Here is a 23,585-nt window from a genome sequence, read left to right as displayed (position 1 = left end):
CCCCACGTCGCTAGAACGGCGTGAGAGGAGCTTCGATCACGACGAGGCTCAGGTGGTCGCGGCGGCCAAGGAGTCGGTCTGTGTGCGCTGGGCGGATGTGGCGGCGCTCGGCTGCTCGCGCTGGGCCGGTTCGGAGCTGGGCACCTTGTCGAGCACGGTGTTGGCCTGCCGGTCGACCAGGCGGGTGACGAGCTGCTGGGCGTAGCCGAGCACGAGCGCGTACGCGACGATCTGCTGTGGACTGTCCAGCCCGGACAGACCGGGAAAGAACTCGCCGCCGAGCAGCAGCAGGGCGCTCAGCGAGACCAGCGCGCCGGCCGGGAGCTTGAGCAGGGCGAGCGCCACGGGCACGCCGTACGGCGTGGAGGTGCCGCGCATCCCGCGGATCGCCACCATCGCGCTGAGCGAGCCGCCGAGCAGGCCGAGCAGCTCGACCAGGAGGATGTCCCAGCGCCCGGGCCCGCTCGCGCCGGCGGGGCAGCTGCGCCGCTCGGCGCCGCCGGCCACGACGTTGTCGAAGCAGAGGCTCACCAGGTGTGGGCGGAGTGTGCCGAGCACGCCCATGCCGACCGCGAGGACCAGCATGAAGAGCGCTGAGCCGAGGATCAGGTTACGCAGGCTGCGCACCCGGGCGTACTGCTCGTCGGCCGCGACGAAGCCCCATTGCAGCGCTGCCCGGTAGGCGGCCCGCTGCAGTGCGCCGGGCCCCTCGGCCGGCCACTTTTCGACCAGCTGCTCGCGCGCCTCGACGCAGCGCGGGTCGCCCTTGGTCAGCGTCTGCTCCACCAGCCCGACCACCGCCTGCCGGCCCGCGGTCAGATCCTCCTCGGACACCACCGAGACGAGCACGAGCTCGGCGTTGTGCAGGTTGGTCCAGGCCGCGTCGATCTGCGCACCGGTCAGCCAGTCACGCAGCCCGGTGCCGCGGCGCTGGCTCGCCGCCGTGATCGCGGCCTCCAGGTGCGCGTGCGCCGACGCCTCGGTGGAACGCCAGGCGGCGGTGTCCTGCCGGGTCGCGTCGAGCTGGGCGTGGATGAGCGCGGCCCGGGCCAGCACGATCTCCCGCCAGCCGCCCACCCGCTTGGAGCGGCGGACCGTACGTTGACGTGTTTGCAGTTCCGCCATGCACTCCGGAATCCCATGGTTACGGAGTGCTGTCAACAGCAGTGTCGCGAAGGTGTCCCGCAGTCGACCCCAACGCGTTCCGCGGTCACTGCGACGGGGAGATCAACCGGTGTCGCATCGTGCCGAGACCCTCGATCGTGGTCTCCAGCACGTCGCCCGGCGCCAGGTAGCGCGGCGGCTTGCGGCCCATGCCCACCCCCGGCGGGGTGCCGGTGAAGATGAGGTCGCCGGGGAGGAGCGTGCAGACGCCGGAGAGGTACGCGATCAGCTCGGGGATCGAGAAGATCATCGAGCTGGTGTTGCCGTCCTGCACGACCTCGCCGTTGACGGTGCAGCCCAACGCGAGGTCGCCCGGGTCGCCGGCCTCGTCGAGCGTGACCAGCCAGGGACCGACGGGACCGAAGCCGGGGTACGACTTGGCGAGGCTGAACTGCGGTGGCTGGCCGCGCCGCTGCACCTCGCGCTCGGAGATGTCCTGCCCGATGGTGAGCCCGGCCACGTGACTCCAGGCGTCCTCCTGGCGTACGCCGGTGGCGGCCCGGCCGATCACCGCGACGAGCTCCACCTCCCAGTCCACAGTGGCGCTGGGCAGCACGATGTCGCCGAACGGTCCGGTGAGCGAGGTGACGAACTTCGTGAAGATCATCGGGTGCTGGGGCAGCGGGTGACCGGACTCGGCGGCGTGGTCGGCGTAGTTGAGGCCGACCGCGAAGATCTGCCGCGGGCGGGGCGACACCGGGCCGAGCGCGGCCTCGTCGAGCTTGCCGGTGGGTGTGGGCCCCTGCGCCGCCCAGGCCGTGAAGCCGTCCCACGCCTCGTACGCCGACTGCGGGTCGGGCCCGAACCGGCCCTCACTCGCCGTAGCCACGTCGACGACCTCGTCACCCGTCACGATGACGAGCCGTCCGCCCTGATTCCCCAGCCGCATGCGAGGCACCCTACTTCAGCGCAAAGACGAACCGCGGGTCCGGTCGGGGGATCCCCGGGCCCGCGGTTCGTTTTGACTCCCCAGGTCGTGGCTTGTGCTGTGACTGAAACGCTATGGGACGAGTAAATGCGCTTTCAAGAGGAGAAGGGCGGAAATAGTCCGTTCGGCCGACTAGCGCGCGACTACGGAGAGTTACGCGAGACCGAGTGCCTCGGCGGCGGCGCGGCCGTTGGCGTGGCTCGCCCCGTACGTGGTGACGAACGCCCGCGCGCCCACCGGCCGCCACCGGGACGGCCAGCCCATCTCGACCACGGTGACCGGGTGGTTGGCGGCCAGCGTCTCGATCAGGGCACGCGCCTCGGGCATCCGATGGGCGTGCCGGCCGACCACCACGATCGGCCGGGCCCCGGCGCGGGTGAGCAGGTCGGCCGCGACCGCCTCGGCAACCGCCACGCGTACCTGCTCGGTGCCGTTGATGTGCGGGCCGAGGCCCCACGGCACCGGCCCCTCGGCGATCGTCGACGTGGCGACGAGCTGCACGACCAGCGGCACACCGAGCCCGTCGAGGCTCCCCTCCACCTGGACGGCGCGCCGCGCGGCCGCGTACCCGAGGTCGGTGGTGGAGACCGTGACCGGCGCGGAGCGTGCCGTCCACGCGGAGAGCGCGTCGACGCGGCCGGCGGCCTCCTCGACCCGGGCGAGCGGGAGGCGCCCGCCGGAGATCGCCCCCACGATCTCGGCGGCGACCTCCTCGACCAGCGCGGCGTTCACCCGGGCGCCGATGCAGAGCAGGTCGGCGCCGGCGGCGAGCGCGGGGACGGCGGCGCGTGCGGTGCCACCCGCCGCCAGCGCGGCGCCCTTCATCTCCAGCGCGTCGGTGATGACCGCGCCGGTGAAGCCGAGCTCGCCGCGGAGCAGGTCGACCAGCGCGGCGCGGCTGAACGTGGCCGGCCCGTCGCCGGTGAGCTCGGGCACCCGGATGTGCGCCGTCATGATCGCCTTGGCGCCGGCCTCGACCACCGCGGCGAACGGCGGCAGGTCGCGGGCGCGCAGCAGGTCGAGCGGGGCGTCCACTGTGGGGAGTTCGAGGTGCGAGTCGGCGACCGTCGCGCCGTGGCCGGGGAAGTGCTTGGCGCAGGCGGCCACCCCGGCGTCCTGGAGGCCGGCGACCGCCGCGGCGGCGTGGGCGGCGACCTGCCTGGGGTCGGCGCCGAACGAGCGGGTACCGATGATCGGGTTTTCGTCGGCGGTGTTGACGTCCACCGTGGGCGCCAGGTTGAGGTTGACGCCGAGCGCGGCGAGCTCCCAGCCGATCGCCTCGTACACGCGCTGGGTCAGCGAGGCGTCACCCACCGCGCCGAGGGCGGCGTTCCCCGGGTACGGGCTGCCGGTCGCGTGCGCCAGCCGGGTGACGTCGCCTCCCTCTTCATCGATCGCGATCAGCACGTCGCCGCGGGTGGCGCGAAGGGCGGCGGCTATGGCGGCGACCTGCGTAGGCTCGGCGATGTTGTATCCGAACAGTGTGTAACCGGCGAGCCCGTCGCCGACCAGATCCGTTGCCCAGTCCGGTGCGCTGGTGCCGGGGAAGGCGGCGAGCAGCGTACGCAGGGCAAGCCGGCGCAACCCAGGATCGAGCGACATGGTGGGAACCCCTTCTGTCCAGCCGGCTGACCGCTGGAGCGGCCCTAGACGATTACGCTACGCCTACCCGGTTAAGTGAGTAAGGTTTAACTGTTAAGTCTCCTAAATACTAGAGGACGGTAGATGGGGTCTCCACGCCTACCCGGCACGCCGCGGCTCCTGCGCGCGCTCAACGACCGCGCCGCGCTCGAGCTCCTGCTCTCGCGCGGGCCCCTCACCCGTGCCCAGCTTGGCGAGCTGACCGGGCTCAGCAAGGTGACCGCGTCCCAGCTGGTGGAACGGCTGGAGGAGCGCGGACTCGTCACCCGCGTGGGCGAGCAGGCCGGTGGCCGGGGGCCCAACGCGCAGCTCTACGCCGTCACCCCGGGCAGCGCCTACGTGATCGGCGCGGTGGTCGAGGCCGACCGCGTCGTCGCCTCCTGCGCCGACATCACCGGCAGCGTCATCGGCAGCGCCGAACTGTCCACCAAGGACAACGACGAGCCGGTCAAGGTCGTACACAGCGCGGTCGTGCAGGCCGCCGAAAGCGCGGCGGCCGACCTCTCCCTGGTACGGCGGGTGGTGCTCGGCACGCCCGGCGTGGTCGATCCGAACACGGGCGACATGACGTTCGCGTGGAACCTGCCACGCTGGCACCGCGGCCTGCTCGCGGCGCTCCGCGAAGACCTCAGCATCCCGGTCGTCTTCGGCAACGACGTCAACCTCGCGGCCGTGGCCGAGGCGCACGAGGGCGCGGCGAAGGGCGTCGACGACTTCGTGCTGATCTGGGCCGGCGGCGGCATGGGCCTCGCGGTGATGCTCGGCGGGCGGCTGCACGAGGGGAGCACCGGTGCCGCCGGCGAGATCGGCTACCTGCCGGTGCCCGGCGCGCCCATCCCGCGCGACACCCACCGCCGCTCCAAGGGGACGCTAAAGCTGGAGGGGGCCTTCCAGCAGGTGGCGGGCGCCGAGGCGATCCGGGCCGTGGCCCGCGAGCACGGCTTCCGGGGCAAGGCCGCCGACGCGGTCAAGGCCGCGATCGCCGCCGGTACGCAGGGCGGGCCACTGCTCGACGAGATCGCCCGGCGGCTGGCGCTCGGTGTGGCCAGCACCTGCGTGGTGCTCGACCCGCCGCTCGTGGTGCTCGCCGGCGAGGTCGGCCAGGCCGGCGGCACCGCGCTGGCCGAGCGGGTGCAGCACGAGGTCGCCGCGATCTCGCTGGTCTCGCCCCGGGTGGTCGCCACCGAGGTGAGCGGCGACCCGGTGCTCACCGGCGCGCTGCGCACCGCCCTCAACGCGGTCCGCGACGAGATCTTCGGCTCGACCGTGTGACCCCGGCCCCCTCCGTCGCGTTGATCAGGGACTTCGTGGGCGTGTCGTTCGCCGCGCCACTCCATCAAGTCCCTGATCGACGGGCAGGGCGGGGCCGGTTGTGAAACCGCGGAGGGTGAGGCTGCGGGAGCAACGGTCCGGACCACCGCGGACGTCGCGGTAGCTCGGATCTGTCCCGGGAAATTCGGATCTGTCCCGGGGCCACGCGTCAGGCCAGGTCGCGGTGGCGGAAGGTGGCGAACGCGCCGCCGACGATAGCCGCCAGCGCGACCGCGAAGACGGCGGCGGCGTGCATCCAGGTCAGCTCGTACTGGCGGTCGCCGTACTGGTCCCAGAACGACACCTCGCCGGCCATCCAGGCGCCGATGTAGCTGGACAGCATGTAGCGGTCGGGGGTGGCCGCCTCGATCACCTCGAAGACGATGCGGGCGCCGATCTCCCACACGATCGCGTACGTGGCGACCAGCCCCAGCGCCGCCGCGGTGTGCCGGCCGAGCGTGGCCGCGCCGAAGCCGATCGCCGCGGCGAAGGCGACCATCCCGAGGTCGCGCCCGACGGTCAGCACGAGGTCGCGCCAGAACTCCCCGTCGAGGACGCCCGGCACGCCGCCCACCTCGGCGATCGCGTAGAACGCGCCGATGTAGAGGACGCTCGCGACGGCCGACAGGGCGACCACCGCGGCCAGTACCGTGGCGAGCTTGGTGCCGAGCACGGTGACCCGCTGCGGCCGCCACAGCAGCAGGTTGGTCATGCCGCCCGAGGTCAGCTCCGCCCCGACGAACGAGGCCGCGACCAGGAACGCGAACAGGGCCAGGAACGCGATCATGAAGTAGACCAGGTCGGTGATCTCCTGCGAGAAGACGAAGACGCCGTAGAGGTAGTCCTCGATCCGTGGCTCGCGCTCGGTGTACACCTCGCAGAACTCGGGGCTCACCCGCTGCCGCTCGCAGTCCTCCCGGATCTGCTCGATCCGGGCCTGTGCGAACAGGACCTCCCGCTCGGCCTCCGCCACCTCCGCCGCGGTGGGCCGGTGCGAGCTGGCCACGGTGGTCGCCACCGTCACGCCGAACGCCGCGACCAGCAACACCGTCATCAGCAGGACGAACCGGCGGGCCACCAGCCGGCTCAGCTCGGCGAGGGCGAGGTTCACGACTGGACCCCCAGGTCGATCGTGCCGGGCTGGATCGCCTCGTCCACCTGCTTGGGCGCGCCCGGATCGGGTGTTGTGGCGGTCAGCTGGAGGAAGACGCTCTCGAGGTCCGGGGTGAGCGGGGTCAGCTCGGAGACCCACATGCCGCGCCGCCCGAGCTGCTCGGTGATCCACGCCGGGTCGCCCACGTCGGCCACCACGAGGTGGTCCTCGTTCTTCGTCACCGGCAGGCCGGCGGTGCCGAGCACGTCGGCGGCGCGGTCGAGGTCGCCCACCCGCACCCGGTACTCGCCCTTGTCGAAGCCGGACAGCACCGCCGCCACCGGCCCGGTCGCCACCCGCTGCCCCCGCGAGACGATCGTCACGTGGTCGCAGATCAGCTGGATCTCGGCCAGGATGTGGCTGGAGACGAGCACCGTGATGCCGGCCGACGAGAGCTGCCGCATCAGGTCGCGCATCTCCCGGATGCCGGCCGGGTCGAGGCCGTTGGCCGGCTCGTCGAGGATCAGCAGCTCGGGCTGCTTGAGCAGCGCCGAGGCCACCGCGAGGCGCTGCTTCATGCCCAGCGAGTACCCCTTGACCCGCTCGTCGCCCCGGTCGCGGAGCCCCACCTGGGTCAGCACCGCCTCGACCCGCTCGGCGGGCACGCCGCCGGCCCGGGCGAGCAGCCGCAGCGTACGGCGGCCGGAGAAGTTGCCGAAGAACTGCGGGCTCTCCACGATCGCGCCCACCTGCGGGGCGACCTCCGGCAGTGCCTCCGGCGCGGTCCGGCCGAGGATCGACATCCGACCGTCGTCGGCGCGGACCAGGCCGAGCAGCGTGCGCAACGTGGTGGTCTTGCCGGAGCCATTGGGGCCGAGGAACCCGTGGATCTGGCCCGCCTCGACCGTCATGTCGAAGCCGTTGAGGGCGACCCGGGCGCCGCCCCGCAATGTGCGGAACGTCTTGCGCAGCCCCTCGATCTGGATGACGGCCGTCATGGGCCAGACCATACGGTGCTGGTCACATCCGTGGGGGGCGGCTGTTCGGACGTGGTTGGATGGTCACGTGGCCTCGTCCGAAGATCTCGTGGTCGACCTCGACAGCGTCGGTGTCGTCCGCACCGGCTCGCACCTGCTGCACGATCTCACCTGGAAGGTCGAGCTGGACGAACGGTGGGTCGTCCTCGGGCCGAACGGCGCCGGCAAGACCACGCTCCTCAGCATCGCCGCCGCCCGCCTCTACCCCAGCACCGGCACCGCACACGTGCTCGGCGAGCGGCTCGGTCGCACCGACGTCAACGAGTTGCGCACCCGCATCGGCATCGCCAGCGCCGCGCTGGCCGAGCGGATCCCCGGCGAGGAGCGGGTCGTCGACGTCGTGATGACCGCGTCGTGGGGTGTGGTCGGCCGGTGGCGCGAGCGGTACGAGGCGATGGACGAGGTACGGGCGCGGGCGCTGCTCGAGCAGTTCGGCGTGGCCGGGCTGGCCGACCGGGCGTACGGGACGCTCTCCGAGGGCGAGCGCAAGCGGGTGCAGATCGCCCGCGCGCTGATGACCGACCCCGAGCTGCTGCTGCTCGACGAGCCGGCGGCCGGCCTCGACCTCGGCGCCCGGGAGGATCTGGTGGGGCGGCTGGCCGAGCTGGCGTACGACCCGGACGCCCCGGCGCTCGTGCTCGTCACCCACCACGTCGAGGAGATCCCGCCCGGCTTCACGCACGCCCTGCTGCTGCGCGACGGCGCCGTGGTGGCGCAGGGGCTGATCGGCGACACGGTGACCGGGGAAAACCTGTCGAAGACGTTCGACGTGCCGCTGACGCTGGAGCGCGCGGGCTCGCGCTTCGCGGCGCGGGCTGCTTAGCTTTGCCCATGCGTGCGCCTCGGGTGGTCGTGGCCGGCAGCGCGAACATGGACCTCGTCGCCACCGCGCCGGTGCTGCCCCGGCCCGGTGAGACCGTGCTCGGCAACGACTTCACGATGGTGCCCGGCGGCAAGGGCGCCAACCAGGCGATCGCGGCGGCCCGCGCGGGCGCCTCGTGCGCGTTCCTCGGCGCGATCGGCTCGGACTCGTTCGGCGTGACGCTCAAGGCCCGCCTCGCGGCGTCCGGAGTGGACAGTGCACACGCGAGGGTGGTGTACGGCTCGTCCGGCGTCGCGCTGGTCGTGGTCGACCGCGAGGGCGAAAACAGCGTCGTCGTCACGCCGGGCGCGAACGCGGCGTTCACCTCGCTCACCGAGGCGGAGCTTTCGGCGGTACGCGGGGCGGACGTGCTCGTCGCCCAGCTGGAGATCCCGATCGAGACGGTGACCGAGGCGGCACTCGCGGCCCGGGCGGCCGGCGTGCGGGTGCTGCTCAACGCCGCGCCGGCCCGCACGATCCCCGCCGAACTGCTCGACGCGGTCGACCTGCTGGTGGTCAACGAGGGCGAGGCGCGCACCATCAGCGGCCGCGGGCGCGAAGACCCGGGTGCGTTGCTCTCCGTGGTGCCACGTGCGGTGGTCACGATGGGCGACGAGGGCGCCTGGTACGGCGACCGCGCCGGCACGGCGGTGCACGTGCCTGGGTTCAAGGTGGAGACGGTCGACTCGACGGCGGCCGGTGACGCGTTCACCGGCGCGCTGGCCGTGGCCTGGGGCGAGGGCCGCGACATGGTCGAGGCGGTCCGCTGGGCCTGCGCGGCCGGCGCCGCCTGCGCCCGGCGCCTGGGCGCCTCGGTGTCACTGCCCCAGCGCGCCGAGATCGACGCCCTTTTCGGCTCGGCTCCCTGATCGGGTCCGTGTTTCGGCTCTCGGCCTTCTGGTCGGGGGTTCGGCTCGGCGAGCTTGATCTGTTGGGTCATCCTGGAGGCATGCTCCGCCTCATCCTCAACCTGCTGTGGTTGATCTTCGGGAGCGGGATCGTGCTGGCCATCGGATACGGCCTGGCCGCACTGATCTGCTTCGCTCTGATCGTGACCATCCCGTTCGGCGTAGCCTCGCTGCGGCTGGCCTACTACTCGCTGTGGCCCTTCGGTCGCACGCTGGTCACCAAGCCCAGCGCCGGCCTCGCCTCGGGCATCGCGAACGTCATCTGGGTCATCGTCGCCGGCTGGTGGCTGGCCCTGACCCACATCGCCGCCGGGATCGCCCAGTGCGTAACCATCATCGGCATCCCGTTCGGCATCGCCAACTTCAAGCTGGTCCCGGCCGCCTTCTGGCCGCTTGGCCGCGAGGTCGTCGACATCGATTAGCGTGAGTGGCATTGGGTCCGGACCCTTGCTCCCTGCGGCCACACCCTCCGCGTTTCGCAACCCACGCGGACCGACCAGGGCCGGGGCCCGCTCTGAGGTAGCAGCAAAATCCCTGACTTGTCGGGATCTTGAGGCGTGCGACCGCCGCGTCCGAGCGCGATGGCGTCTGGAGCTTTCGGAGTCGGGTGATGGCCTGTGATCGAAGCTCCCCTCAAGTCGCTAGAGCGACTTGAGGGGAGCTTCGATCACATACGTGGGGGGCGGGGTGCGAAGGCTCTCTAGGTATACCTAGGCCGTGGCGGGGGCTTGGCTAAGGCACTGGCGGCCCTGCGTAAGGCGGGTGGGCGGCCAAGATAGGTAAGCGCTCCCGATGTGGTCGTTCCCTTACCGGCCGAGGATGGACACATCAGCGGTTCACCGGGAACGACCAAAGGAGACAGAGCCATGTTGATGCACCCGGACCTCGTCCTGGCCCAGGCGAACGACCGTCAGCGTGAGCTGATCGCCGAGGCCGACCGTGAGCGACTGCTCGCCACCGCCCGCAGGGCCCGCCGCGGCCGCCGGGCGCGGCAAGAGGCGCCGGTGCGCGGCCAGCCCACGGCAGCGCACGCTCGGTAGCGATCGGGTGAACGCGGGCCGCGCCGCCAGGCGCGGCCCGCGTCGTCGTGTCCGGCGGGCGGGGCGCGGAGAGGGCGCGGTCAGGCGGGAGCGACCCAGTAGGTCCTCCGGAGCGGGGTTGGAAACGAGATCGTAACGAGGGGTTGACGCGGAGACGATCACGGGGCAGGCTCCTTGGAAACGTTTACAGATGAGTTCCGGAGGTACGGCCTGTGGGTCGTAAACGTTTACAGGATGCTGTCGACGGGCGGCCGACGGTGCACACCGTCGCGGCCCGGGCGGGGGTGTCGATCGCGTCTGCCTCGCGGGTGCTCAACGGTCTCGGCGGCAGCGCCGAGACCGTCCGGCGGGTGCGGGAGGCGGCCGCCGCGGTCGGGTACGTGCCGAACGCGATCGCGCGCTCCCTCCAGTCGCAGCGGACCGGGCTCATCGCGCTCGCCGTCGAGGACATCGGCAACCCGGTGTACGTGGCGATGATGCGGGCGATCGAGGCCGTGGTCGCCGAGTCGGGACATCAGCTGCTCGTACACGCGACGGGCGGGAACGTGGCCGGCGAGACCGCGTTACTGCGGCGGCTGGCCCACCGCTACGTCGATGGCATGATCATTTCCCCGATCCGCGTCACCGAGGCGCACGTGGCGGCGCTCACGGCCAGCCCGGTGCCGGTGGTCGTGGTCGGCCAGCTCCCCGAGGACGTGCCCGTCGACAACGTGCGGGCCGACTCGCGCACCGGCGTCGCCCTCGCCGTCGACCATCTGGTAGCCGCCGGGCGTACCCGGATCGGGTTTGTCAACGGCCCGCTGGACACGGTGCCGGGAGCCGCCCGCGATGCCGGCTTTCGCGCGGCGATGGCGCGTCACGGGCTGGCCGTGGAGCCGGCGATGGTGGAGGTCGGCGACTTCCAGTACGCCGCGGGGCGGGCCGCCGCCCAGCGGCTGCTCGCCCGGGCCGAGCCCGACGCCATCGTCTGCGCCAACGACCTCATCGCGGTCGGTGCCCTGCACGCGCTCCTGGTGACCGGCCGGCGCGTGCCCGAGGACGTGGCCCTGGTGGGCATGGACGACACCGAGCTCGCGCAGATGTCGTTTCCGCAGATCTCCTCGGTTTCGCTCGGCTCGGCCGAGCGTGGCAAGCTCGCCGCCCGCCTGCTGCTCGACCGTATCGCGGACGGCACGCTGGTACCCCGGCGCGAGCACGTCGCGCCCAGCCTGGTGGTCCGGACCTCGAGCGGCGGCGTCCAATGACGACAGTCGCGCGGGCCCGAGCGCGGTCGGACCGGACCACGGTCTACCTCCTGCTGCTGCCCGCGCTCCTGCCGGTGCTCGTCCTGTCGGTGGTGCCGCTGCTGCGCGGAATCTATCTCGGCTTCACCGACGCCCGCGCCGGCCGCGACGTCGACACCAGCTTCACCGGTATCGACAACTATCGCGAGCTGCTCAGCGACGACCTGTTCTGGAGCGCGTTCCGGATCGGGCTGGTGTGGGCGTTCGGGGTGACGATCCTGCAGTTCGTGCTCGCGCTCGGGCTGGCGCTGCTGCTCGACCAGCCGCTGCGCTTCCGCGGCTTCGCGCGGGTGATGGCGCTGGTGCCGTGGGCGATGCCACCGGTGATCGTCGGCATCATGTGGCGGCTGGTCTACCACCCGGACGCCGGGCTGCTCAACGAGATGCTCTACCGGGGCGGCGCGGAAGGGTTGCGGCACAACTGGCTCGGCGACTTCAGCACCGCGCTGCCCGCCGTCATCCTGGTCGGCATCTGGGCCGGCATGCCGCAGACCACCATCGTGCTCCTCGCCGGCCTGCAAGGGGTGCCGCGCGAGCTGCACGAGGCGGCCGCGGTGGACGGAGCGTCGGCGTGGCAACGCTTCCGCAGCGTCACCATCCCCAACCTGATGCCGGTCGTCATCGCCATCACGTCCCTCGACTTCATCTGGAACTTCAACTCGTTCGGCCTCGTCTACGTGCTCACCGCGGGCGGGCCGGGCGGCCGCACGATGCTGCCGATGCTCTTCGCGTACGAGGAGGCGTTCCGGTACGGCAACTACGGCTACGCCGCCGCGCTCGGCAACGTGATGGTGGTCATCATCGTCGCGCTCCTCGCCGTGTACCTACGCAGAAGGCTGCGGGAGGCGAACGCATGAAGGCGCGTCGCACCACAAAGGCACTCCAGTACGTCGCGCTCCTGGGATACATGGTGTTCCTCGGCTTCCCGCTCGTCTGGATGCTCTCGACGAGCTTCAAGCCGCCGCGGGAGATGGTGGAGATACATCCCACGCTCGTCCCGCACAACCCGACGTTCGACAACTACGTCGAGGCGTTCACGGAGCAGGAGCTCGGCCGGGCCGCGCTCAACAGCCTCCAGGTCTCGCTGGCGACGGCGGTGCTGACCGTGCTCGTGGCGCTGCCCGCCGCGTACGCGCTGGCCCGCTTCAAGACCCGGCTCGGCACGGTCGCGCTCGGCTGGGTGCTGCTGTCCCAGCTGTTTCCGTTCGTGCTGCTGGTGATTCCGCTGTTTCTCATCCTCCGACAGGTCGACCTGGTCAACACCCACGCCGGCCTCGTCCTGGTCTACGTCGTGTGGGCACTGCCGTTCGCGCTGTGGATGCTGCAGGGCTTCGTCCGCAACATCCCGCGCGAGCTGGAGGAGGCCGCCGCCGTCGACGGTGCCACCCGGTTGCAGACGCTGCGTCGGGTGGTCGCCCCGCTGCTCGCCCCCGGTGTGGTGGCCACGTCCCTGTTCGCCTTCATCTCCGCGTGGAACGAGTTCTTCTTCGCGCTCGTACTGCTCAAGAGCCCCGACCTCGCGACCCTGCCGGTGACGCTGGCCAGGTTCGTGGGCGTCGAGGGGATCGCGCGGCTCGGACCCCTCGCCGCCGGCTCGCTGCTGGCGACCGTCCCGAGCCTTCTCTTCTTCGCATTCCTGCAGCGCCGGCTGACCTCCGGGTCGCTCGCTGGCGCCGTCAAGGGCTAACTCGCTGGTGCCGCCAAGGGTTAAGGAGTACACCCCCATGTTGAGAAAGTTGGTCGCCGTGTCCGCGGCGCTCCTCATTGGACTGTCCGGCTGCGGTGGCGGAGGCGACGAGGAAACCTCCGAAGGCCCGGTCAAGCTCCGCTTCCTCAGCCTCGCGTGGCAGAAGGAGTCGCTGGCCGCCAACCGTGAGCTGGTCGACAAGTGGAACGCCGAGCACCCCGACATCCAGGTCGAGTACGTCCAGGGTGACTGGAACTCCGTGCACGACCAGTTGCTCACCTCGTTCGAGGGCGGGGACGCGCCGGACGTCTTCCAGTACGAGAGCGCGTCGATCGGCGAGTTCGCCGAGCAGGGGTACCTCGCCGACCTCTCCGGGCTGCTGAGTGACGACTTCAAGTCGGAGATCAGCCAGGGCATCTGGGACACGGTCACGGTCGACGGCAAGGTGGCCGGCGCGCCGTTCCTGCTGGAGTCGCAGGTCGTCATCGCCAACAAGAAGCTGCTCGACGCGGCCGGCGTGACCGTGCCGGCGGCCGGGCAGGCGTGGACCTGGGACGAGTTCCAGGCCAACGCGCAGAAACTCACCAAGGGCGGCACGTACGGCGTCGCCTGGGCGCTCAAGTCGCCGACCAACCGGGTGATGAACCTGTCGCTCAACTTCGACGGCAAGTTCTTCTACACCGAGGGCGGCAAGACCGAGGTGAAGGTCGGCGACGCGGAGAAGGAGATCCCGCGCCGCATCCACGACATGATCTACGTTTCCAAGACGGCCTCCCCGGACGCGGTCGGCATGGGCGGCACCGACCCGCTGCCCGGCTTCTTCGCCGGCAAGTACGCGATGCTGCCCGGCGGGGTCTTCCTCCGCCAGCAGATGGTGGAGCAGGCGCCGGCCGGCTTCGAGTGGGTGACGCTGCCGCCCGTCAAGGGCACCACGGCCAACCAGGCGGCCAACCCGCAGACACTCTCCATTTCGGAGGATTCGGCGGGCAAGAAGCAGGCGGCGCAGTTCGTCGAGTACTTCCTCAACCCGGCCAACCAGGCCCGCCTCGCGCAGGGCGACTGGCTCGTGCCGACCGGCAGGAAGGCGGGCGAGGAGCTGGTCAAGGCGACCGGCGGCAAGCAGGGCTGGGACGTGGCGGTGGCGAGCGCGGCCGACCTGACGATCGCTCCATTTCAGACGGTCAGTGGATATCCGGAGTGGAAGACCAAGTACGCCACGCCGGCTCTGCAGCAGTACTTCGCCAACAAGATAACGCTGGACCAGCTCGGCACGCAGCTGGTCGACGGTGGGAAGCAGGTTCTTCGCTAGAATGAGCGGGAGTCGTGAGGCTACGGGCCCTGACCACGACGGCGGACGAGCGCCGAGCGACGGAGCGTGGCAGGCGCTGCCTGGGAGTCTCTTGCTCGACAAGTCGGTCGGCTGCCTCGTCGGCGCCGCGGTGGGCGATGCCCTCGGCGGTGCCACCGAGACCGCCCTTCCCGAGGAGATCCGGACGCGGTACGGCGGCTGGGTGGACGGCATCGTGCCCCCGTTCCACGAGAACTGGGCCACGAACCGGCCGCTCGCCCCGTACCACAAGGGCGACGGGCACATCACCGACGACACGTTGATGACCCACGCGCTGGTCCGGGCCTACGCGAAGAAGCGCGACCACCTCGACGCGTACGACGTCGCCGAGCTGCTCGTGCCCGACCTCATCGAGCGGGAGGTCTGGATCCCGGACCTGGAGCGCGAGGCGGTGGCCTTCCACCGCCTCGCGGCCGCCGAACGGTGGCTGGTCACCCGGCTGCACCACGCGCACGCCGACCCGCGCGAGGCGGGCGTGGGCAACATCGTCAACTGCGGCGCCGCGATGTACATGGCGCCGGTCGGCATCGTCAACGCCGGCGACCCCGCCGGCGCGTACGCCGAGGCCGTCGAGATCGGCGGCGCCCACCAGCACAGTTACGGCCGCGAGGCGGCCGCGGTCTTCGCCGCCTCGGTCGCCGCCGCGATGGCGCCGGGCGCGACCTGCCGCGACGTCGTCGACGCGGCGCTCGACCTGGCCAGAGACGGGACGCGCGCCGCGATCGCCGCTGTGGTCCAGCGGGCCAGCGGGTACGAGGAGACGCGTAACGCCATCCCGGCGCTGCGTGCCGCGGTGGCGCCGTACGACACCGTGGGCGAGGACTACCGCAACCCGGGGCTCGGGGCGAGGCGGCCGAGCCGGCTGCACTCCATAGAGGAGCTGCCGATCGCGCTCGGCATGCTCGTCATCGCCAACGGGGGGTACCGGGAAGCGGTGTTGGGGGCGGTCAACTACGGCCGGGACGCCGACTCGACCGCCACCATGGCGGGGGCGATCGCCGGCGCGCTGGGCGGCGCGCCGGCCGTCCCCGCCCAATGGGCCTCCGCCGTGGCCGAGGCGTCCAGAGTGGACCTCGCCGAGCCGGCACGGGTGCTGGCCGCGGTCGCCGCCGAGGTGTACGCCGCCGACGCCGCCCGCTTCGCCGCGCGCGCCGACCGCTTCAAGGGGCTGGCGTGAGGTTTACCTGGACGGCGCCGGAGGAGCTGCTGCCGTACGAGCTGATGGCGCTCCGCGACGAAGGCCCCGACGTGTCCGATGTGGAGGCCCGCTGGGCGGCCGCCGGCGGTCCGCTGGCCGCACCGATCGCCGGTGCCTCCGTGCCCGGCGACCCGGCGCTGCGCGGGCTGGCGCTGGAGCTGCTCGACGCGGTACCGGTGCCGCGGACCCCGCCGCTCGGCATCGCGCCGGAGCCGGGTCCCGGGCCGCGCCCCGATGCGGAGCGGCTCCTCGGGGCCTGGACCGGGCGGGCGGTCGGCTGCGTGCTCGGCAAGCCCGTGGAGAAGATCCCGCGCGAGGGGATCCGGGAGATCCTCAGCGCGACCGGGCGGTGGCCCCTGTCGGGGTACTTCACCGCCGAAGGGCTCCCGCCCAGCGTGGCCGAGCGCTGGCCGTGGAACCGCCGCAGCGCGGTCGACAGCCTCGCCGAGAACATCGACGGCACCCCCGAGGACGACGACCTCAACTTCGCGCTCCTCGCGCTCCGCCTGCTGGAGGCGCACGGGACCGAGCTCACCAGCGCCGACGTGGCCCAGGCGTGGCTGGACTGGCTGCCGGCCGGGCGGGTCTTCACCGCCGAACGGGTGGCGTACCGCAACCTGCTGCTCGGCCTGACCCCGCCGGAGACCGCGCTGCACCACAACCCGTTCCGGGAGTGGATCGGCGCCCAGATCCGCACCGACGCGTACGGCTGGGCCTCGCCGGGCCGGCCGAAGGCGGCGGCCGCATTGGCGTACCGGGACGCGGTGGTCAGCCACGTCGGCGACGGCGTCGCGGGCGCGATGTGGGTGGCCGCGATGACCGCCACCGCCGTCGTGGCGTCCACGGTGGACGAGGTGCTGGACGCCGGTGAGTCGGTGCTGCCGGAGGGCCCGTTCGCCGCCGCCGTCAAGCAGGCGCGGGCGCTGGACGGCGACTGGGAGCCGGTCGTCGACGCGATCGAGAGGCGCCACGGGCACCTGCACTGGGTGCACGCCCGCAACAACGCCGCGCTCGTGGCCGCCGCGCTCGCGTACAGCGGCGGCGACTTCGACCGGGGGATCTGCGCGGTGGTGAGCGGCGGCTGGGACACCGACTCCAACGGCGCGACGGTCGGCTCGATCCTCGGCGCGCTGAGTGGCGCCTCAGCGATCGGCCCACAGTGGACCGCACCGCTCAAGGGGCGGCTGCGCAGCAGCGTCGGCGGCTTCGACGGGGTGACGTTCGAGGAACTGGCCCGGCGTACGGCGCAGGTGGCGTTATGACGGCCCGGGTCGTCGTCGTGGGCAGCGCCAACCTCGACCTCGTGGTGACCGCGCCGGCCCTGCCCCGGCCGGGGGAGACGGTGCTCGGCGGCGAGTTCACCACCGTCCCGGGCGGCAAGGGCGCCAACCAGGCCGTCGCCGCCGCGCGGGCCGGTGGCGAGGTGGCGTTCGTCGGCGCGGTCGGCGGTGACGACTTCGCCCGCCCACAGCGGGACAACCTCGCCGCGGCGGGCGTCGACGTGACCCGGCTGCGCACCGTGCCCGGCCCGTCCGGCGTGGCGCTGATCGCGGTGGACCGGCACGCGGAAAACCTCATCGTGGTCGCGCCCGGCGCCAACGCGGCGCTCACCGGCCTCTCGGCCGAGGACCGGGCCGCGGTCGCCGGTGCCGACGTGCTGCTCTGCCAGCTGGAGATCCCCCTCGAAGCGGTCGCCGAGGCGGCCGCGACCGCCCGCGCGGCCGGTACCGTCGCCGTGCTCAACGCGGCGCCTGCCCGCCGCCTCCCGGCGGAGCTGCTGTCCACGGTGGACCTGCTCGTGGTCAACGAGGGTGAGGCCGAGGTGCTCGCCGGGCATCCCGCCCAGCCGGCCGACCTGCTCGACCTGGTGCCCCGCGTGGTGATGACCCTCGGTGCCCGGGGCGCCGCCTACGCCGACCGCGACGGGCTGCGGCTCGACGTGGCCGCGCCGGCGGTGGAGGCGGTGGACACGACCGCCGCCGGCGACGCGTTCACCGGGGCGCTCGCCGTCGCCTGGGCCGAGGGGCGGCCGGTCGGGGAGGCGCTCCGCTGGGCCTGCGCGGCCGGTGCCGTCTGCGCCACCCGGCCGGGCGCCTCCAGCTCACTGCCCACCCGCGCGGAGATCGAGGCGGCCCTATGAGCTTCAACCCGTACGTGCCGCGCCCGATCGACCTGCCGACCGAGGTGTCACTGGACGGCGGCGCCGACCTGGCCGAGCTGGACGAGGCGAAGATCTTCGCGGCGCCCGCCGACCCCGCGTTCTGGCCGGCCTGGCGGGAACGGCTCGCCGCGTGGCGGGCGGACGCGCGGCGGCGCCTCGGCTACGACGGCCGGCACTACGACGAGGTGCCCGGCGACTGCCTCAGCGTCTGCCTCGCCTGGCTCTGGGACGAGACGCTGTACGACCACGAGCGGGGGGAGTTCACCGTGGACGCGTTCCTGGACGGGGCGGAGCGTGACTTCGGCGGCTTCGACGGGGTGGTGCTCTGGCACGCGTACCCGGTCATCGGGCTGGACGACCGCAACCAGTTCGACTTCTACCGCGACGTGCTGGAGCTGCCCGACGTGGTCCGCGCCTTCCACGCCCGGGGCGTACGCGTCTTCGTCGACTACAACCCGTGGGACACCGGCACCCGGCGTGAGGCGGCCGGCGACGAGGAGGCCGTGGCCGCGATCGTCACCTGGCTGGGCGCGGACGGCGTCTTCCTCGACACGCTCAAGGAGGGTGCCGGCAAGCTGCGCGCCGCGCTCCCGCCGCACGTGGTGCTGGCCGGCGAGTCGCGGGTACCGCTCGCCCGCATCGAGGACCACGCGATGTCGTGGGCGCAGTGGTTCGCCGACTCGGACGTACCGGGTGTGCTGCGGGCCAAGTGGTTCGAGCGCCGGCACGTGCTGCACCACACCCGCCGCTGGCACCGCGGCCACCTGGACGAGCTGCACTCCGCCTGGCTCAACGGCACCGGCATCCTGGTGTGGGAGAGCGTCTTCGGCGTCTGGGTCGGCTGGAGCGAGCGGGACCGCTCCCTGCTGCGCGCGATGCGGCGGGTGCACCGCGGCCACGCCGACTGGCTGCGGTCGGAAGACTGGACCCCGCTCGCCGACCACGCCGGTGGCCAGGTGTACGCGTCCCGCTGGGTGCACGCCGGCACGCCACTGTGGACGGTAGTCAACCGGGGCGGCGACGTCGACGGCCCGTGGCTGGTGACCGAGCCGGCGCCGGGCTTCGTCGACCTGCTGACCGGCGAGGCGCTCACCGTGACGCCGGTCGAGGGCGGCAAGGTGGCCGTGGGTGGCCGGCTGGCGGCGGGCGGGATAGCCGCGGTCGCCGTGGGCGGACCGGAAAGCCGGCACGCGCCGCCCGGCGGTGACCCGGGCTTTCCGGCCCGTGCCGCGGTCCGCGCTCCGGTGCCCGTCGCGCCCCGAGACGCCGTACCGGAAGGGATGCTGGCCCTCGACGGAGGGCGACGGGATCTGCTTGTGCGGCACCGGATCCGGGAGACCGGGCTCTACGGCGAGGCGCCCTATGTGGACGAGTGGAAGCCGCTCCCGCCCCGGCTGCACAGCGCCGGCACGCTGCTCCGGGCGGTGACGCTGAGGCCGTTCGCGATCGCGGAGCGCGAGGTGACGCACGGCGAGTACGCGGCGTTCCTGGCCGCCACCGGCTACCGGCCGGTGCGTCCGGAGCGTTTCACCGCCGGGCAGGGGCCGGTCGATCACCCGGTGACCAATGTGGACCTGGCCGATGCGCGGGCGTACGCGGCCTGGGCTCGCCTGCGGCTGCCGACCGAAGACGAGTGGCAGGTGGCCGCCGAGGCGGGACTGCTGCGCCGCACCGCGCCGCTGGTGTGGGAGCTGACCGAGAGCGAGCACACCGACGGCCGCACGCGGTTTGTGATTCTCAAGGGTGGCGCGGACTTTCGCGCCGAGGGTTCCGACTGGTACCTCGACGGCGGCCCGCAGCCACCCGAGGTCTCCGTCAAGCTGCTGACCGCCGGCGCTGGGCTGGGCCGCTCGCCGAGCGTCGGCTTTCGCTGCGCCGCTGACCTCACCGGAGGGGTCCAATGAGGAAGGTACTCGTCGCCGTGCTGATCCTGCTGACCGTCGGCGTATCGAGCGCGGCGTCGGCCGGCGGCACCCGCGCCGGCACGCTCACCACCGCGAAGGCCGGCCCGATCGACTACACGGTCTACCTGCCCTACGGGTACGGTGCGCGCAAGAACGCCAAGCTCCGCTACCCGGCGCTCTACCTGCTGCACGGGCGCGGCGACACCATGCGGGCGTGGACCCAGATCAAGGCCGACCTCGACAAGCTCATCGACGACGGCACGATCGCACCGGTCATCGCCGTGCTGCCCGACGCCCCGTGGAGCGAGCGGGGAAGCTGGTACGTCGACTCGGCGTACGAGGGCGGCAGCGCGGTCGAGACGATGCTCACCGGCGACCTCGTGTCGCATGTGGACACCACGTACCGCACGGCGGCGCACCGCGGGGCCCGGCTGATCGGCGGCTACTCGATGGGCGGCTACGGCGCGCTCCGCTACGCCCTCGCCCACCAGGACCTCTTCGCCAACGCGCTCGTGCTCAGCCCGGCCGTCTACAACCCGCTGCCGCCGGCCGACTCCTCCGCCCGCGAGTACGGCGGGTTCGGCCAGGGCGGCGAGCGCTTCGTCGACGAGGTGTACCAGCGGCTCACCTACCCGGCCCTGCTGCCCGCTTTGGACGCTGACCTGCCGGTCAGGATGTTCATCGCGGTCGGCGACGACGAGTGGGCCAACCCCGACCCGGCCGACGCCAGGCACGACCTCGACTACGAGGCGGCGACGCTCTACAACAACGTGCGCCGCTCGGACGCGGTCGCCGCGCAGTTCCGGGTGCTCGACGGCGGGCACGACTGGGACGTGTGGCGGCCCGCGTTCGTGGCCGGGCTGACCGAGCTGAGCTCCACGCTCAGTGCCACCCCGCCGACCGGCATTCCCGGACCGCTGAGAGGCACGCCCGGCACCGACTGGGCGGGTGGCGTCACGCCCGGCGGCACCGTCGCCTTCTCAGCCTCCGGCCCGGTGGACGGGCAGCCGTACGCGGGCGGGCTGGACGCCGTCGTGCAGGCACCACAGTGGACGAAGCAGCTTGGCACACCGTCCAACGACCGCCTCTACGGTGCGGTGTCCACGGCGGACGGTGGTGTGATCGTCGCCGGGTACACGCGCGGCGACCTGGACGGCGAGCATCCGGGGAGCCCGGCCGACGACGGGTTCGTGGCCCGCTTCACGGCGACCGGCGAGCTGGCCTGGCTGACCCAGCTCGGCGACGCCACCAAGGCGGATCGCTTCTACGGCCTGACCGCCGCGCCGGACGGCGGCGTGTACGTCGCCGGCTACACCAGCGGCGCGCTGGCCGGCCCGAGCGCGGGCGACAAGGACGTGATCCTGGCCCGGATCGGCCCGGACGGCACGGTCGCCTGGACCCGGCAGCTCGGCGGCGCCGGCGAGGACAAGGGCTACGCGGTGGCAGCCGACGCCGGCGGGGCCTACGTCGCGGGCGTGACGTCGGCCGGGCTGCCCGGCGCGCCCTACCTCGGCGGCACCGACGGGTTCGTGGCTGCGTTCACTGTGGACGGTGCGCCGCGGTGGGTCAAGGCCGACGGCGACCTCTTCGGCGGCGTGGCCGTCACCACCGCGGGCGTGGTGGTGGCGACCGGCGCGGCCGGCGGCGACGCGCTCACCACCGCCTACACGAGCGGTGGCGCCCAGCGGTGGCGCACGGTCAGCGGCGGCCGGGGCGACGACGCGGGCGCCGAGGTGGTCGCGCTGCCCGGCGGCGCGGTCGCGGTGGTCGGCTTCACCGGCAGCACGTTCGGCGTACCGGCCGGCGGCGCGGACGTCTTCGCGCTGCGCCTCGACGGCCGGGGCCGGCAACAGTCCGCGGCCCAGCTCGGCACCGCCCGCGACGACGGCGTGGACGAGTTCGGCGAGGAGAACCTCTACGCGGTCCGCTCCGGCGACCGGCTCCTCGTGACCGGCCTGACCAGCGGCGACGTCTTCCTGACCGAGGTCACGCCGTGAACCCGGCGCTCAACGGCGTACGCGTGATCGAGACGGCGACACTCTTCGCCGGCCCGCTTGCCGCGGCGTTCCTCGGTGACTTCGGGGCCGATGTGGTGAAGGTCGAGCACCCCACCAAGCCGGACCCGTCGCGCGGCCACGGCCCGGCCAAGGACGGCCAGGGGCTGTGGTGGAAGGTGCTCGGCCGAAACAAGCGCACGGTCACACTCGACCTGTCGTCGCCGCTCGGCGCTGCCGTGCTCAAGAGGCTGGTCGCCGGAGCGGACGTGCTCGTCGAAAACTTCCGCCCGGGCACGCTGGAGCGGTGGGGGATCGGGCCGGAGGTGCTGCACGAAGCCAACCCCGGCCTGGTGGTCGCGCGGATCTCCGGCTTCGGCCAGATCGGCCCGTACGCCCGGCGGCCCGGCTTCGGCACGCTCGCCGAGGCGATGAGCGGCTTCGCCGCCGCCACCGGCGAGCCGGACGGGCCGCCGACGCTGCCCCCGTTCGGGCTGGCCGACTCGGTGACCGCGCTCGCCACCGCGTACGCGGTGATGCTCGCCCTGCACGCCCGCCAGCGCACCGGCGCCGGGCAGGTGATCGACCTCGCCATCATCGAGCCGATCATGGCGATGCTGGGGCCGCAGATCACCTGGTACGACCAGCTCGGCTACGTCCAGCCCCGGCGCGGCAACCGGTCGGACAACAACGCGCCCCGCAACACGTACCGGTGCGCCGACGGCCGCTGGGTCGCCGTCTCGACGAGCGCGCTGAGCATCGCCGAGCGGGTGGTACGCCTCGTCGGGCGCCCGGACCTGGTCGAGCAGCCGTGGTTCGCCACCGGGTCGGGGCGGGCGGCGCACGCCGACGAGCTGGACTCGGCCGTGGCCGCCTGGGTCGCCGCCCGGGACCGGGACGAGGTGGTGGCCGCCTTCGAGGCGGCACAGGCCGCGGTCGCCCCGGTGTACGACGTGCGGGACATCCTGGCCGACCCGCAGTACACCGCGCTCGGCACCGCCGTCCCGGTGCCGGACGGCGACTTCGGCACCGTACGGATGCAGAACGTCCCCTTCCGCATGTCCGCCACGCCCGGTGCCATCCGGCACGCCGGGCGGGCGCACGGGCACGACACGGTGGACGTGCTCCGGTCGCTCGGCTACACCGCCGAGGAGATCGAGGGGCTGCGCGAGGGCGGGGTGATCTGATGCTGCTCACCTGGCTGTACGTGCCCGGCGACCGGCCGGACCGCTTCGCCAAGGCGGTCGCCTCCGGCGCGGACGCGGTGATCCTCGACCTGGAGGACGCGGTCGCCGCGCCCCGCAAGGCGTACGCGCGGGCGGCCGTCGCCGAGTTTCTCGCCGACCCGCACGAGGTGCCGGTGTACGTCCGGATCGCCTCCGTGCTCGACCTGCCCGCCGCCCAGGGCGCGGCCGGACTGCGCCTGCCCAAGGTCGAGTCCGCCGAGCAGGTGCGGGCGGTGGCCGCGCTGGCCGGCGCGGAGCTGCATCCGATCATCGAGTCGGCGCTCGGCGTGGAGAACGCGTACCAGATCGCGACCGCCCACCCGGCGGTGGCCGGCATCGGGCTCGGCGAGGCCGACCTCCGCTCCGACCTGGGCGTGACCGACGAGGCCGCCCTGGCCTGGCCGCGCGGCCGGCTGGTCGTGGCCGCCCGCGCCGCGGGCCTCCCGCCGCCGGCGATGTCCGTCTACCCGAGCGTGTCCGATGTGGACGGCCTAGCGGCCTCCTGCCGCGCCGGCCGCCGGCTCGGCTTCCTCGGCCGCGCGGCGATCCACCCCCGCCAGCTCCCGGTGATCGTGGCCGCCTTTCGCCCGGAGCCCGAGGAGGTGGCACGCGCGGAGGCGCTGCTCGCCGGCCTCGCGTCGTCCGGCGACGGCCCGCTGATCCTGCCGGACGGCCGCTTCGCCGACCGCGCCATGCTGGGCGCCGCCCGCCGCGTGGTCGAGCTAGCCGCCCGCTACGCCGAAAGACCGTGACGTTGCTTCCGCGTCCCCACCGTCCGTGCGCCGGGCGGGCCGGGGTGA

The 23,585-nt window shown here is 72.9% G+C and carries 21 protein-coding genes; 16 read left to right on the top strand and 5 right to left on the bottom strand.

What is annotated here, in order from left to right; genetic code table 11:
• Positions 1-48: 48 nt before the first annotated feature.
• The 3 genes from RB614_RS35610 to RB614_RS35600 form a co-directional block, all read right to left on the bottom strand.
• Positions 49-1,125, bottom strand: a complete 1,077-nt coding sequence (locus RB614_RS35610) for a hypothetical protein (RefSeq protein ID WP_308717094.1) — start codon at positions 1,123-1,125, stop codon at positions 49-51.
• 85 nt (positions 1,126-1,210) lie between these two features.
• A complete protein-coding gene (locus RB614_RS35605; protein WP_308717093.1) occupies positions 1,211-2,053 on the bottom strand; it encodes a fumarylacetoacetate hydrolase family protein in 843 nt (280 codons plus the stop codon).
• Positions 2,054-2,245: 192 nt separating this feature from the next.
• Positions 2,246-3,694: a glycoside hydrolase family 3 N-terminal domain-containing protein gene (locus tag RB614_RS35600; RefSeq protein WP_308717092.1), complete on the bottom strand. Its 1,449-nt coding sequence runs from the start codon at positions 3,692-3,694 to the stop codon at positions 2,246-2,248.
• Positions 3,695-3,817: 123 nt separating this feature from the next.
• Here RB614_RS35600 and RB614_RS35595 point away from each other — a divergent pair, with 123 nt between their 5' ends.
• On the top strand, positions 3,818-5,005 hold the full coding sequence (locus tag RB614_RS35595; RefSeq protein ID WP_308717091.1) for an ROK family transcriptional regulator: 1,188 nt from the start codon (positions 3,818-3,820) through the stop codon (positions 5,003-5,005).
• A 208-nt stretch (positions 5,006-5,213) separates the two neighbouring features.
• On the opposite strand, the gene RB614_RS35590 is transcribed toward RB614_RS35595, so the two are convergent.
• Both RB614_RS35590 and RB614_RS35585 read right to left on the bottom strand, forming a co-directional pair.
• Entirely contained in the window at positions 5,214-6,155 is a 942-nt protein-coding gene (locus tag RB614_RS35590) for an ABC transporter permease subunit (RefSeq protein WP_308717090.1), read from the bottom strand.
• Positions 6,152-7,135 (bottom strand): ABC transporter ATP-binding protein, encoded by a 984-nt coding sequence (locus RB614_RS35585; RefSeq protein WP_308717089.1) that lies wholly within the window; start codon positions 7,133-7,135, stop codon positions 6,152-6,154. The genes RB614_RS35590 and RB614_RS35585 overlap by 4 nt, the downstream gene beginning before the upstream one ends.
• Between RB614_RS35585 and RB614_RS35580 the strand changes: the two genes are divergently transcribed.
• The 15 genes from RB614_RS35580 to RB614_RS35510 all read left to right on the top strand — a co-directional run bounded on the left by RB614_RS35580 (position 7,134) and on the right by RB614_RS35510 (position 23,537).
• Positions 7,134-7,997: an ABC transporter ATP-binding protein gene (locus RB614_RS35580; RefSeq protein ID WP_428983173.1), complete on the top strand. Its 864-nt coding sequence runs from the start codon at positions 7,134-7,136 to the stop codon at positions 7,995-7,997. The genes RB614_RS35585 and RB614_RS35580 overlap by 2 nt on opposite strands.
• Positions 7,998-8,005: 8 nt before the next feature.
• The gene (locus tag RB614_RS35575; RefSeq protein ID WP_308717087.1) at positions 8,006-8,905 is read left to right on the top strand and encodes a ribokinase; all 900 of its coding nucleotides are present in this window, start codon (positions 8,006-8,008) and stop codon (positions 8,903-8,905) included.
• A gap of 80 nt (positions 8,906-8,985) precedes the next feature.
• A complete protein-coding gene (locus RB614_RS35570; protein WP_308717086.1) occupies positions 8,986-9,366 on the top strand; it encodes a YccF domain-containing protein in 381 nt (126 codons plus the stop codon).
• A gap of 444 nt (positions 9,367-9,810) precedes the next feature.
• The gene (locus tag RB614_RS35565) at positions 9,811-9,984 is read left to right on the top strand and encodes a hypothetical protein (protein WP_308717085.1); all 174 of its coding nucleotides are present in this window, start codon (positions 9,811-9,813) and stop codon (positions 9,982-9,984) included.
• A gap of 257 nt (positions 9,985-10,241) precedes the next feature.
• A complete protein-coding gene (locus tag RB614_RS35560; RefSeq protein ID WP_308717084.1) occupies positions 10,242-11,228 on the top strand; it encodes a LacI family DNA-binding transcriptional regulator in 987 nt (328 codons plus the stop codon).
• The gene (locus RB614_RS35555; RefSeq protein ID WP_308717083.1) at positions 11,225-12,124 is read left to right on the top strand and encodes a carbohydrate ABC transporter permease; all 900 of its coding nucleotides are present in this window, start codon (positions 11,225-11,227) and stop codon (positions 12,122-12,124) included. The genes RB614_RS35560 and RB614_RS35555 overlap by 4 nt, the downstream gene beginning before the upstream one ends.
• Positions 12,121-12,954 carry a carbohydrate ABC transporter permease gene (locus RB614_RS35550; protein WP_308717082.1) on the top strand — a complete coding sequence of 278 codons (834 nt, stop codon included), beginning with the start codon at positions 12,121-12,123 and terminating at the stop codon, positions 12,952-12,954. Before RB614_RS35555 ends, RB614_RS35550 begins: the two co-directional genes overlap by 4 nt.
• Before the next feature lie 37 nt (positions 12,955-12,991).
• A complete protein-coding gene (locus tag RB614_RS35545) occupies positions 12,992-14,263 on the top strand; it encodes an ABC transporter substrate-binding protein (protein ID WP_308717081.1) in 1,272 nt (423 codons plus the stop codon).
• Between the two features lie 91 nt (positions 14,264-14,354).
• Entirely contained in the window at positions 14,355-15,479 is a 1,125-nt protein-coding gene (locus RB614_RS35540; protein ID WP_308717080.1) for an ADP-ribosylglycohydrolase family protein, read from the top strand.
• Positions 15,476-16,762: an ADP-ribosylglycohydrolase family protein gene (locus tag RB614_RS35535; RefSeq protein WP_308717079.1), complete on the top strand. Its 1,287-nt coding sequence runs from the start codon at positions 15,476-15,478 to the stop codon at positions 16,760-16,762. Before RB614_RS35540 ends, RB614_RS35535 begins: the two co-directional genes overlap by 4 nt.
• Complete coding sequence (locus RB614_RS35530) at positions 16,759-17,640, top strand: ribokinase (RefSeq protein WP_308717078.1); 882 nt, start codon at positions 16,759-16,761, stop codon at positions 17,638-17,640. Before RB614_RS35535 ends, RB614_RS35530 begins: the two co-directional genes overlap by 4 nt.
• Positions 17,637-19,565, top strand: coding sequence for an SUMF1/EgtB/PvdO family nonheme iron enzyme (locus tag RB614_RS35525; protein ID WP_308717077.1), 1,929 nt, complete (start codon positions 17,637-17,639; stop codon positions 19,563-19,565). Before RB614_RS35530 ends, RB614_RS35525 begins: the two co-directional genes overlap by 4 nt.
• Positions 19,562-21,562, top strand: coding sequence for an alpha/beta hydrolase-fold protein (locus RB614_RS35520; RefSeq protein WP_308717076.1), 2,001 nt, complete (start codon positions 19,562-19,564; stop codon positions 21,560-21,562). The genes RB614_RS35525 and RB614_RS35520 overlap by 4 nt, the downstream gene beginning before the upstream one ends.
• Positions 21,559-22,746, top strand: a complete 1,188-nt coding sequence (locus tag RB614_RS35515) for a CaiB/BaiF CoA transferase family protein (RefSeq protein WP_308717075.1) — start codon at positions 21,559-21,561, stop codon at positions 22,744-22,746. Before RB614_RS35520 ends, RB614_RS35515 begins: the two co-directional genes overlap by 4 nt.
• Positions 22,746-23,537: an HpcH/HpaI aldolase/citrate lyase family protein gene (locus RB614_RS35510; protein WP_308717074.1), complete on the top strand. Its 792-nt coding sequence runs from the start codon at positions 22,746-22,748 to the stop codon at positions 23,535-23,537. Before RB614_RS35515 ends, RB614_RS35510 begins: the two co-directional genes overlap by 1 nt.
• Positions 23,538-23,585: the final 48 nt, after the last annotated feature.

The organism is Phytohabitans maris (assembly GCF_031085175.1).
Classification (GTDB): Bacteria; Actinomycetota; Actinomycetes; order Mycobacteriales; family Micromonosporaceae; genus Phytohabitans; species Phytohabitans maris.
This window is presented reverse-complemented; position numbering and strand designations above follow the sequence as displayed.